Consider the following 12,834-nt stretch of genomic DNA (forward strand, 5'->3'; position numbering starts at 1 on the left):
TAGACGGATTAAAATAATAAACTCTTAAAACCTTGTATTCTTAAGCTCACGTTAGGTAAATTTTAGATAATATGTGACTTATCAAAGGGAATAAGAATTGATTATAGGTTGTTAATACAAGGTATTAGCTTTTGTCCGACTGTCGAATTAATAAAATAACAGGTATTAAACCGACCAGTACAATCGTTAAACTTGGTAATGCGGCGCGTTCATACATACCCTCTGACGTCATTTCGAACACTCGAACGGCTAACGTATCCCAGCCTTGCCGACGGGTCATCAAGGTTATCGGCATCTCCTTGGTCACCTCGACAAATACCATTATCAAAGCAGTAAAGACCCCAGGACTGATCACCGGTAAATAAACCTCTCGCCATCGTTGCCAACGATTGGTCGTTAGTAGTTGAGCTGCCTGCTCTTGACTAGGCGTTAAACGATTCAATTGCCGATCAATAGGCTGAAAACCAACGGTCAAAAATCGAGTGGCTAACGCGGCCAACATCACGAGCACACTACCACTTAACACTTGTGAGGTCGTGATTTGGTTAGCGATTAAGGTATTGTCCATCCATGCAATCGGAATAAATACCCCGACGGCCAGCACCGTACCTGGCACGGCATACCCTAGATTCGATAAAGAGACCAATAGTTGATTGCCACGACTGGGGAACTGACGCAACAACCATGCCATCAGTAGGGTTATGAAACCAATAACCACAGCCGTAGAGCTCGCAATTACTAGAGTATTTGTCACAAATTCCCAGTAACGACTGTCTAGATCTATTTTATAATTGTCAATAACCCAAAGGATTAACTGAATCATAGGTAATAAAAAGGCTAACGTAAATATAAACCCGCAAAACAAAAATGCCCATAGATTACTCAGTCCTTTCAAGTCTTCACGTTGACGGTTGCCCTCACTAGGCAGATAACTGCGTTTATTTTGCCAGTAACGCTCTAACAATAAAATGACTAAAACAGTGACTATTAATAACGCCGCCAATTGAGCAGCCGTTGTTAGACTAAAAAATCCAAACCACGCTTTATAGATTGCCGTCGTAAAGGTGTCTAAATTAAAGACAGATACTGCCCCAAAGTCTGCTAAGGTCTCCATCCATGTGAGTAGTAAGCCGCCCACTATCCATGGCATCGCTTGTGGTAACGCCACTTTAAAAAAAGCTCGCTGGCGAGTCAGACCCAGCATTTGACCGGCTTCAAGTGCCCGCCTTCCTTGAGATAAGAAAGCTTGACGAGCTAATAAATAAACATATGGATAAAAAACTAAAGATAAAATTAAGCCTGCGCCCCAAACACTTCGAATTTGAGTAAATGATCCGTTTATACCCAGATCACGAAGGCTTGATTGTATGACCCCACTATAATCAAACAGGCCAACACTCACAAAGGCTAAGACATAAGCCGGTATAGCAAATGGCAACATTAGGGCCCAGACAAAAAACGTTTGTCCGGTAAACCGATACATACTCGTCAACCACGCCAAGTAAGTACCAAGACTACCTGCAATAACAGTAACTAAAATAAGAATGAGGGCTGTATTTTTTAATACCGAAGGCAGGACATAATCTAATAAATGTCCCCAAATATCTGCCATAGGCTCAAGCCAAGAGCGCATGACGATAATAATAGGTATTAACATAAATAGCGAAATCAGCACAAAGACTGATTTCGCTACTAAAGAAGATTTAGAGTAATGATATTTCATAATGCCCTATTGCTAAGCGATAGGAAAGGGTATAAATAATGGATCATAAGGCTATGGTAATATTCACTAATTTTTATGAACTCGCACTAAAATTAAGTTATGCGTACTCAAAATTTATTCGTAACCCGCACGATCCATTAACTGTACGGCTTCCGCTTGACGTTGTCCAAATATGCTGACATTGATATCGTCTTGTTTAAAAGAACCCCATGACCGTAGCATTTCAGATTCATCAATACCTTCTTTAACCGGGTACTCTTTATCGCTGCTGGCATATTGACCCTGCGCCGTATCAGAGGACAACCATTCTATAAGTTTGCGTGCGCCCTCTACATTGTCCGAATTTTTAATAATTCCAGCACCAGATACATTGACATGTGTTCCTGTAGCGTCAGCACCTTCCCCTTGATTTGCCCAAAAGATTTTAACGGGAAAGTCAGGATTTTCATCTAGAATACGACCATAGTAATAGCTGTTCGCAATCCCTACTTCGCACTGTCCTGAAGCAATGGCTTCAAGCAGTTTGGTATCATTACTAAAGACTGGGGCGGCAAGGTTAGCAACCCATCCTTTTACAATTTCTTCAGTCTTTTCAGGACCATAATGCTCAATCATACTGGCAACCAGAGACTGATTATATACTTTTTTAGACGTACGTAGACATAATTTACCTTTCCATTTAGGATCGGCTAGGTCTGCATAAGTTGACAGATCCGAGGGTTCAACTTTTGCAGGATCATAAAAAATGGTACGCGCACGTAGTGATAATCCAGTCCATAAGTCTTTGGCTGAGCGATACTTTGCAGGCACATTCGTATTAACGACTTCTGAATTCAGCGGCTGAAGTAGACCTTGCTCGCCGGCTTGCCACAAGTTACCAGCATCAACAGTTAACAACATATCAGCAGGTGTGTTGGTGCTTTCAGCTTCTAATCTTGCGATTAACGGACCAGATTTATCGGTGACCAACTCTACTGGTATACCAGTTTCGGCGGTGAACTCATCTAAAAGAGGTTTGATAAGCTGCTCATTACGAGAAGAGTATATGGTTACTGGCTGAGCATTGGCAATTGGCGTTGCTTTAGTAGCTTCAGAGTCAGTCGCTTTAGCATCAGTGGTTTGAGCATCAGTGGCTACAGTGCTATCGGCTTCTGTTGTCTCAGTAGAATTATTACACGCTGTTAGTGCTAATGCGGTCGCTAGGGTTGTACTTAATAAAGTCAGCTTTTTAGTGATTGAATTTCCATTATTAAACAAAATTGTTGAAGCCATATATCCCTCAATAAGAGTTAAGCGTAAATGGATTAAGTACTAGGTTTTTGAAGGTTACAAAACTATAATACTTAACAGTAATACGCATCTTAATACAAATAATAATAATTATCAATACCAATTAAACACATCCTTAACATTCACATGACCCTATTCATCTCTTTGATTGCTTTGAGATTGTACCGCTTGTCGCGAATTAATAACCTGATCTCTACTTGGTTCTATGACTGTACGATTAGTAATAATATCTGATAATGGCGTGGCGTCTGCATCAAATATCGACCACTGAGGTCGAATCGCAGAAATATTGACACGGTTATCTTTGATCGTCACTACTGGAAAAGTACTGGTGTTAAATGCCAGTAAGGCTTGTCCTTCATCACTAGCTAACCACTCGATAAATCTTAATGCATTTCCGACATCTTCGCCTGCGTCAAGCAGACCAGCACTTATCACATTCGTAATAGCACCTCTGTTAATCTGATTGGCCCACATCATACGAATTGACGTCTGCGGATGTTGCTTGGCATAATGCCAGTACACATCGCTATCGACAATACCGACATCGCATTGTCCTTGTTCAATCTTAGTAATAATGGCTTCATTGCTGGCTGAAGGACTGCCCATATTTCTTTGCCAGTTTCTTAATACGTCAGGTGTTATTTTACTACCTCGGTAAGCCAGCATTATTTTGGCGATCGCCTGATTTTCAGGTGTATTAATATCTGTCATACACAGCCGGCCATACCACTTATCATCCGCTAAACCTGCATAATTGATCAGCTCCGCCTCATTGACCTTATTTTTATTATAAACCAACGTACGTGCATACATGCCTACACCGAACCAATAACCCTCTATATCTTGATACTGTAGAGGCACTGAAGTTGCTAATATCTCGGAGCCTACAGGCTGGAGTATATGTCTTCTTTTAGCATCATCAAGGGTATAAGCGCTGTGCATTAAAAGCATATCAAGCCCTGTGGGCAATGTTATTTCAGCTTGAGATGATGCCTCCTCATTGTCATCGATACTAAATAGTTCTGGTTTTATGGGTATCCACTCTACTTTAATGCCCGTTTCATCCTTATAAGTTTGGCTAATGGCATTTAACATTGAAACGTCTAAATCCGTACCCACTTGTACGCTTTCATGAAGCGTTATTGACTCACCTGATACAACTTCTTTGTGTTTAACGTCATCAGAGCACGCGGTTAAACTCAGACACACTAACCATAAAGTAGCGATGATTTTGACCATAAATTCAGAGTTTAAATCGGCATTATCTTGCATTGGTTTAACCTAAATATTTGAGATTAGCTATTGATGATACTAATTAAGAGGTTCCTGCTATATATACCGTCCGCATAATACATTGACGGCAGCTTCAGTACGCAAAATCCTATTGCCAAGATGAACCGCTTGACAGCCAATACTGGATAACAAATCGATTTCATAGTCAATCCATCCCCCTTCGGCGCCGATACAAAGAATGCTTGGTAATCCATGATTGTCTGTAAACTGTGAGAAAGATAGCTGTGCGTAAGGATGAGCAACTACAGCCTTTTGATGTGTAACGAGCAGACTTAGCTCATCTTGCACATAAGGCTTAAAGCGTTTTTTTAGAGTGACTAAAGGCGGTACCGTATCAATAGATTGTTGCAAGCCTTCTAGGATAAACTCGTCGATTCGATTTAGCATGGGACTTTGCCAATAGCTCTTATCGCTTCGATAGCTATTGACTAACACAATGTGACGCACCCCAATTGCCGTCATATCTATCATTAAACGACGCAATACTTTGGGTCTAGGCAGAGCTAACACTACCGTTAAATTCAACTTATCTGGCGCAAGGTGATTTAAGTCTAACTCTGAAAGCTCAATCTTATCCACCTGAACGTCCGAAATACGAGCCGTGCCGACCTTACCATATAAGCTACCAACCTTTAGCGTATCACCGACGCCTAATCCTAATACTTTTTGGATATGTTGAATCTGTGAAAGCGTTGATAGCACTACCTTGTCTTGTGTTGCCGCAGACTCATCTAGTAAAACTATATTCACGGCAAGCTGCCCTTATCTTCCTTGTTATAAGAGCTGTCACTGTCAAAAGAGCTGTTACTGTCAAAAGAGCTGTTACTGTCAAAAGAGTTATCAGACTTTTTATTTAGGTTGTTTTCTTTCGCATCGAGCGTTAACGGGTTATTAAACTTAACGCTACTATGAGAATCATTAGCATATGAGCGAACTTTGAAATGATCAAGATCTACTTCTTCTAATCTTGGATCATTTATTGTTTGTGGTCTTAAATGATCTAACAACAAAGCCTCAACCATCTCCATTTGCTTTTGCATCGCACTGCTTTTCTCGGCCACAAGACTTTTGCCTTGCTCACCTGCCTGCTGAGCAATATCAGGGTATCTAAGCCAAAACTCAATCGCCTTAGTAAGACTGTTGGAAGATGAATCTACATCATTGTTTAATCGTTTAATGGCTCTCTTGTCTTTATTAGTCTTATCTTTATTAGTCTTATCTTTATTAGTCTTGTTTTTACTTGGTAAGTCTTGAGAGCTCTCAACGACTTTCAGTGCACCGACCTCTTCTAACGCCGTGACAAGCTCCTGACAAGATTGAGTATAGACTCCCATGATAATAGGCTTCGCCAAACTTGCGGCTTCAACGGGATTATGCCCCCCAATATTGACTAAAGACCCACCAACAAAGGTCACGTCTGCCAACTCGTAACAGTCAATCAGCTCGCCCATGGTATCTGCTAAATATACTTGGGTAGCCGGTTCTATGAGCTGTCCGAGACTGCGTCGCTGGTAAGACAACCCAGACTGATCAATCAATTGAGCAACAGCATCGAAGCGTTCAGGATGGCGCGGTACGATAATGAGTAAGGTATCCGTCAGACCGGATATTTCAATCAACTGCTTGTGGGCCTGTAGCAGTAAACGCTCCTCTCCTTCATGAGTGCTACCCGCCACCCAAACTGGCCTATTTAGCGCCTCTGCTTGAGTGCAAAATTTAGTCTTTATTGCGTCTAAGTGTTTGGTGCGCTCGCTTGTTGATGAGTTGCTTATGTTAATGGGACTGGTAGACCACTTTAAAGAGTCAGCACGGCGAATCTTGGGGACATCAGTGCCAAGACGACGAAAACGTATGGCTGAGTCTGCATCTTGAGCGATAATCATCGTAATATTGTGCATCATACTTTTACTGATGGCTTCATATTTGGCATAGCCTTCAAAAGATTTTTGCGATAGCCGAGCATTGACCAATACAGATGGAATATCTTTGCCACTCAGAACGGCTAAGCTATTGGCCCATAATTCAGTTTCAACAAACATGGCTAAATCTGGTTGAACATGGCTTATGAATTTCTCAATAACCTCTTTGTCATCCACCGGCACAAAAGTATGCACCATTTGCTTCGATGAGATGACGTTAGTAAATAACTTTTCGGCACGAGCATACCCTGTTTGCGTGGTATTGGTCAGCCAAATCTTAGCCCCCTGTTCTAGCATGTTGGTGAGCATGGGTGCAATAGTATTGGTCTCACCTAAGGATACGGCATGACACCATATCGTGCTGTCTTTGAAAGGATTGTCTTCTATTAATGAGAGTTTCGCGGCGGGTAGCTCCGGAGAGTCAGGATATTCACGGCCAAATCTGACATCTATTTCTTGCTTATAATCTGCGATAGGTAATCCTAACTTTTTGGCTTTTTTATGCCGGCGCCATAATGCCACTCTGTACAAGGGCTTCAATACCTTAATAGCGAGTCTATAATACCAAGGCGGTTTAAAACCATGAGATGGTTTTGGTATATCAGACAGTAATACATAGGTTGATTCAGATGTATTGGTCGTGTTTTTATCTGGCATGGTCAACCTATTTGCACCTTGTTAAAATAGAATACGGAAATAAAAAATATCCTATTCTACCGCATTTCACCTCTTTAAAATAGTTTTGCCATTTATTGAATGATATGAAATAAAGGGGAAGCGTGTTGAATGTCATTGCCAATTAAGAATTTAGGCAGAATTAGAATTTGTTGCAGCTACAGGGTACAACATTTAAAGGCCGATATTTTCTAAAGTCCTATGATTAATTAATGTTCAGTAGTTATTGGATAAAACTTAATGATGAATAACACTTAACGGATAATCATTAATGAATAAAGGTGACCACCCTGATAGACATTATAATAACGGGCTAAATAAACGAAAGCCTGAATCAAAGAGCTTTTTATAATTGGGTCGACGATTCCATTGTGTTAAATCTAGCAGCTCACACTGTGACAGATAAGCCGCTTGACACGCACTAATTTGCTCAACTATTGCGGGGGTGTACAACGCCAAGCTAATCTCCATATTGAGATAAAAACTGCGCATGTCCATATTGACCGTACCAAATAAGCAATAATCATCATCAATAACGACCGTTTTAGCATGTAGTAACCCACCTTTAAATAGGGCAATTTTTACTCCCGCTTCCATCAAAATCGTATAGGATGCTTGCGAGGCATGTTGTACCAAAAATGAATCTACTTTTTTCGGCAGTATAATCGTCACATCAATACCGCGTTTTGCCGCAGTAGTAAGTGCTGCCAACAGCGCTTCATCGGGCACAAAATATGGCGTTGTGATTTGAATTCGGCGATTTGCTCGATGAAATACTGTCAATAAGGTATTATAAATAACATGGTCAGTAATGCGCGGTGCAGAGGGGATCAATTGAGCCATCACATTTTCAACTACTGGCATCTGCGCAATAGAGGTCATGTAATGATCTTTTGCCATACCGATTTCATTGTCTTCAGCCTCTACCGATACCTTCTTAAAGCCCGGCTTGAAATCGTGCCCATATTCATCACTTAAACTAAAAGAAGAAATTTGTCTGGCAAGATAGCCTGTTGGCTTGTCATTCACATCGTTTAATTTCGGCTTTGGTCGATACAACTTACGCGTATAAGTATTAATACTATCATCTATCAGTATGCCTAGCTCCTTTAGGTTGCGAGAGCTTTCTGCCCCTATGTCGGTGACATTAACAGCCGCCAAAGCAGTGACCACACTGACTTGCTTATCGCTTTGAATCCGCATAATAAGGTCAATCCACTGACCGACTGCTTTGTCTTGCTTAAAAAACTCAGGATCGACTAAATTAAAACTACCGGTATAGCCTATGTCATCGTCTATGACCACTATTTTACGATGATTCCGCAAGTCTGTACGCTGAAACAGCGTTTTGAATAAGCCGACCGGTAACGATTGATGAATGCTCACCCCAGCCTGTGTCAGCCTCTCGTGCCAATCATCGGTAAAAAAGCTAAAGCTGCCCACACTATCTGCTAATATCTGACATTCAACCCCTCTGTTAGCTGCCTCCATCAAAGCACGAAACACCTCTTGCACCCGCCCTTTAGGGTAAATAATATAAAACTCCATCAATATCAATGAAGTGGCGTTTGAAATGTCTTCAATAAGCGCATCAAATGTGCTTTGAGCAGAGGTCAATAGCTGCATTCTATGACTATCATATACCCCAAAGCCGGTATCGTAAGTCCCAATACGACTCACCCCTTGATAATGCACTGGCAATCTATCGTCAACTTTAGCTAACTGAATCGCCTCCCTTTCTGCAACGCTTCTTAATAGCTTTTGTGCTTCAGAATTACGGGTTTTATAACTTTTACCCAAATACGGTTCACCGACTAATATATAGGCCACTATACTAATAAATGGAATGGCAAATAAAAGAACCAACCAAGCGATTGCAATGCCGGTATTACGCTGCGTGGACAAAATACGCACAATCATAAATACCGTCAAGATCACATGAACCGTAACCCCCACCCATGCCCAATCCCCAGCTGACACACTGTCTAACCATGACAACTTACCCTCAAGCGTTTGCATGAAAGGTGAGTCAGAAACACTGGCAACAAGGACAACAGCTAGGGCGGTCATAATCTCATAACGTCATGGCTCAAGGATTTAGGGGTTAAATGATTTAAAGTTTTGGGGTTAAACAACTTAAGGCTTAAAGCTTAAAAGGTGCACGCTTCGATTAAAGTATCGATTAAAGTATAGGTATTTTAGATGACTGAATAACCAATAACGACAACGCTCAATAAAATAACACATCGTCACTCTTAGTTTTCTACTAGTCTTCTGTTAATCTTCTGCCGTTAAAAAACCTAACAAGGCTTTTTCACTGGGCTGTTGAAACTTTTGAGTACGTCCACGACGACCTGCTTGATAACGCTCACAAAACTCGCCTTCAAGAAAACTCTCGATTATTTTAGGATGAATATAGGAAGCACGGCAGACGCTCGGCGTATTGCCTAGATTTTCTGCCACCGCTTTGACCATATCGACGACCAATTGCTGGCGTTGTTTACTATTTGCTGCACTAGATAACACCTCTTCGCTCGCCTGCTCATATAGGCACTCGGCGGCAAGCACCGAGGCCATCCACGTTCTAAAATCTTTTGCGCTATATTCTTCGCCTGTATGCGCTCTTAAATACTCATTGATGTCTTGGCTTTCAACCACTTGTTTCTCGCCATTGTCATCAAAATATTTAAAAATTCGGTAGCCGGGTAGCTCTGAGCAGGCCTGTACTATTTCAATTAAACGCTCATCTTGCAGCTCGATATGATGCTCCTTAGCACTTTTTCCGACAAAGTCAAACGCTAAGCCCTCATCTGTTTCACTGACATGCTTACTACGTAAAGTACTCAGACCATAGCTCTTATTTTGTTTAGCGTAGCGATCATTACCGATACGAATAAGGGTTATTTCTAACAATTTAACCACAGCCGCCAACACATGATTTCGGCTTAGATGCTCCGAATCAAGATCTTTTTCAATCTGAGCTCTTAATTTTGGCAACTTTTTACCAAAGCCGATCATAGCATCAAACTTTGCCACTTCACGGGCTTGATTCCAAAGCTCATGATATAAATATTGCTTTCGACCTTTCTCATCTCGCCCTGTACACTGCAAATGACCATTGGCATATTGGCATATCCATACCTCAGACCACATGGGCGGAATAGCCAATGAGTCAAAACGCGCCTTTAACTTTTTATCCTTTACCGTATTGCCTAACGCATCTTTATAGCTAAAGCCTTTTCCCCAGCGTTTGCGTGAATAACCAGGCTCGTCATCACTGACATAACGTAGCTTGACACTTTTAGCAAGTGCCTCATAATCGTGACGAACATCGTCCTGGGTATCTTGATATTTTTGTGCTTGAGAGGGGGTTTGTTTTGAGTTACTCATGACACATCCTAAATGCACTGCCTAATAACAGTGTGATCTTAAATAAATCAATAAAACTACTATTAAAATATAATAATTACCCTAGTTTGCAAGTTCCGATTATAACCATTGCTTGCCCTGATGTGCCATAAAATTATGATTATTTAGGGTAGCACTGACAACCTAACTATTTAACCCATTTTATATGTTAATATTAATTTAATACTTTCTTTCATTTATATTAGGAAATATAAATAATGTCTTTTGTAAAGAATACGTTAGCATTATATGTTGCCTCTGGATTAGGCTGCTTAGTCACTGTCGGCTGTTCTAATACAGCTTCTAACTCAAGCCCTTCAGCCTCAACAACAGTAACTAAAAATACTAACTCTATATCGCAAATACTGGGATCGTCCAACTCAAGTACACATAATACTCGTAACTTTGAGCCCATTGAGAAACCTAAAAAACCCACTAAATATTCTCTTAAAAAAGAGACTCATCTTTTATTAGACACCATCAATCAAGCAAATGATGCCGTCATAGAACGCTATATTAAAGATCTTAATCCCTATTATATCTATTATGATGCGGTACCAGAGATTGTTGTAGATAGTGCCGAAGCCGTAGCCGCAGATGCATCTGAAACGATTAATGACGTGATGGCTACTAACACCGAGTTTTCTCAAACCAATCTTATTGAAAAAGACGTTGATGAGGCTGATTTTGTCAAACAAAATGCCCAATACATTTTTTTGTATGGTAATAAAGGCAATAATACTGAAACCACTGACAAAGATAATGATTTACGCATATATGACAAATCTAAACTTGCTCAGAACGCTATAAGCAAACCCCTCTCCGAAGGTGCGGGCAACGACACTCTCTCAAAGCATCTTGTGAGTAGTATCTCATTTCCCGATCACACCTATTTTGAAGGCTTATTTCTCACTGCAAATAAGCTTTATACCTTAAGTTTACCTGAGTTTGATCAAAGCAATAGCTATCAAAGACACTCTTTTAATGATAACTCATCAAACCCTATTAGGATTAATAGCTATAATATAACCGATATTAAATCCCCTAAGTTGACGGATACTTATGAGCTAGAAGGTGGTTATAAGCAAGCGCGTAAGGTAAAGGACAATTTATTTGTCGTCACCCAAAGCACTATTAATTCAGCAGACTCTATCGAGTGCGATAGTCATCTATCTCAAAAAAACCGTATTAAAAAATGGAAACAGAACCCAGAGGACTCTATCACCCAATGCCAAGCAGAATACAGACTGACCGAAGATGAGTTATTGAAGCGTATGCCAAAAGATGTCAATGGCAAACCCATAGACCCTGATGACTGCTATGTACCGCCTTTCGAGGAAGGTATTAGTCCTTTTTTACAGTCTGAAATTCAACTGACCTTGATTCATAACATCGATCTCAGTGGCAATAATCAGCAAACCACTTGTGTGGTCAGCGATACAAATGGCTTTTATATGAGCGATAAAGCAATGTATTTTGCAAAAGCTGATATTGACCCTGCTTATCTTAGTGAAACATTCAATAACGAGTCCATAGAGATAGCGGATACCGCTTCTTCAACCACACCCTCTGCTCCGATACAAAAATCTACTATCCATAAGTTTGGTATTAAAGGGGACAGCCTTACCTACGCCGGATCTGGCCGAGTGGAGGGGGTTATCAACCTTGACGTCCCAAGCTTTAGCATGAATGAGTACAAAGGCGTATTGAGGGTTGCCACCACTGCTCAAACCCAAGACGGCCAAAACGACATTATAAATATGCTTCACACACTAAAAGAGTCTGATGACCGCTTAGAGCTGGTCAAACTTGCCACCTTACCCAATCAAGACAATCCTCAATCCATTGGCAAACCTCAGGAACGAATTAAAGGGGTTCGTTTTATGGGAGATCAAGGTTATATCGTAACGTTTAAAAATGCAGATCCTCTTTATAAAATTGATCTGTCAGATGCCTACCACCCAAAAATGGTTGGCGAACTTGAAATGCCTGGCTATTCGGCCTACTTACATAGAGTCAATGACGATTATTTAATGGGTATTGGCTATACTGTCAATGAGCGTGCACAGCCCAATGGCATACAGACCACTTTATTTGATGTTACCGACGTACCCAAAATAGTGGCTCAAGACACTGTACCCATTAAAGATGGTGAGTTTCAGCCTGACTTTAAACTATTGGTAGATACTGACAATAAAGCCTTATCAACCGTATTTGATAAAGGCATCTTTAAGGTCACCATCCCCTACATCCAAACCCTTGATGACCTTCTTTATCAGGATGGACAGCCTCATTACAGCACACAAACTAAAGCGTTAGAGTATGAAGTTAATCCAAACACCGCTGAGTTTTTGCACCGATATCGCCGTGATGGACAAAAGATGCAAGCCAATATTTATCATCAACCTCGCTTTCGAGCTTTGGTAGATGGCAACGACGTATTTTACACCACCGATGATGGCAAAATTAATGCCTACCAATGGGGCAAACCATAATCCCTAATATAATCGCGAACAATAGCAA

The 12,834-nt window shown here is 40.8% G+C and carries 8 protein-coding genes; 1 reads left to right on the forward strand and 7 read right to left on the reverse strand.

Annotation, left to right across the window (positions count from 1 at the left end; translation table 11 throughout):
- Positions 1-124: 124 nt before the first annotated feature.
- The 7 genes from AC2SLT_RS05950 to AC2SLT_RS05980 form a co-directional block, all read right to left on the reverse strand.
- Entirely contained in the window at positions 125-1,723 is a 1,599-nt protein-coding gene (locus AC2SLT_RS05950) for an ABC transporter permease (RefSeq protein ID WP_486546718.1), read from the reverse strand.
- Between the two features lie 114 nt (positions 1,724-1,837).
- Positions 1,838-2,995, reverse strand: a complete 1,158-nt coding sequence (locus AC2SLT_RS05955) for an extracellular solute-binding protein (RefSeq protein ID WP_486546719.1) — start codon at positions 2,993-2,995, stop codon at positions 1,838-1,840.
- Between the two features lie 150 nt (positions 2,996-3,145).
- Positions 3,146-4,288 carry an extracellular solute-binding protein gene (locus AC2SLT_RS05960; protein WP_486546720.1) on the reverse strand — a complete coding sequence of 381 codons (1,143 nt, stop codon included), beginning with the start codon at positions 4,286-4,288 and terminating at the stop codon, positions 3,146-3,148.
- Between the two features lie 57 nt (positions 4,289-4,345).
- The gene (locus AC2SLT_RS05965) at positions 4,346-5,059 is read right to left on the reverse strand and encodes a 16S rRNA (uracil(1498)-N(3))-methyltransferase (protein WP_486546721.1); all 714 of its coding nucleotides are present in this window, start codon (positions 5,057-5,059) and stop codon (positions 4,346-4,348) included.
- The gene (locus AC2SLT_RS05970; protein WP_486546722.1) at positions 5,056-6,885 is read right to left on the reverse strand and encodes a 3-deoxy-D-manno-octulosonic acid transferase; all 1,830 of its coding nucleotides are present in this window, start codon (positions 6,883-6,885) and stop codon (positions 5,056-5,058) included. The genes AC2SLT_RS05965 and AC2SLT_RS05970 overlap by 4 nt, the downstream gene beginning before the upstream one ends.
- A 318-nt stretch (positions 6,886-7,203) precedes the next feature.
- The gene (locus tag AC2SLT_RS05975) at positions 7,204-8,973 is read right to left on the reverse strand and encodes a cardiolipin synthase (protein WP_486546723.1); all 1,770 of its coding nucleotides are present in this window, start codon (positions 8,971-8,973) and stop codon (positions 7,204-7,206) included.
- A 207-nt stretch (positions 8,974-9,180) separates the two neighbouring features.
- A complete protein-coding gene (locus tag AC2SLT_RS05980; RefSeq protein ID WP_486546724.1) occupies positions 9,181-10,293 on the reverse strand; it encodes a DNA topoisomerase IB in 1,113 nt (370 codons plus the stop codon).
- A 236-nt stretch (positions 10,294-10,529) separates the two neighbouring features.
- Between AC2SLT_RS05980 and AC2SLT_RS05985 the strand changes: the two genes are divergently transcribed.
- Complete coding sequence (locus AC2SLT_RS05985; RefSeq protein WP_486546725.1) at positions 10,530-12,806, forward strand: beta-propeller domain-containing protein; 2,277 nt, start codon at positions 10,530-10,532, stop codon at positions 12,804-12,806.
- The last annotated feature ends 28 nt before the right edge of the window (positions 12,807-12,834 follow it).

It is taken from the genome of Psychrobacter sp. CX18, from assembly GCF_057396215.1.

What these genes read in the sequence shown, in the direction of transcription:
- AC2SLT_RS05950 (WP_486546718.1), bottom strand. Translation starts at nt 1,723, where the DNA reads ATGAAATATCATTACTCTAAATCTTCTTTAGTAGCGAAATCAGTCTTT.
- AC2SLT_RS05955 (WP_486546719.1), bottom strand. Translation starts at nt 2,995, where the DNA reads ATGGCTTCAACAATTTTGTTTAATAATGGAAATTCAATCACTAAAAAG.
- AC2SLT_RS05960 (WP_486546720.1), bottom strand. Translation starts at nt 4,288, where the DNA reads ATGCAAGATAATGCCGATTTAAACTCTGAATTTATGGTCAAAATCATC.
- AC2SLT_RS05970 (WP_486546722.1), bottom strand. Translation starts at nt 6,885, where the DNA reads ATGCCAGATAAAAACACGACCAATACATCTGAATCAACCTATGTATTA.
- AC2SLT_RS05975 (WP_486546723.1), bottom strand. Translation starts at nt 8,973, where the DNA reads ATGACCGCCCTAGCTGTTGTCCTTGTTGCCAGTGTTTCTGACTCACCT.
- AC2SLT_RS05980 (WP_486546724.1), bottom strand. Translation starts at nt 10,293, where the DNA reads ATGAGTAACTCAAAACAAACCCCCTCTCAAGCACAAAAATATCAAGAT.
- AC2SLT_RS05985 (WP_486546725.1), top strand. Translation starts at nt 10,530, where the DNA reads ATGTCTTTTGTAAAGAATACGTTAGCATTATATGTTGCCTCTGGATTA.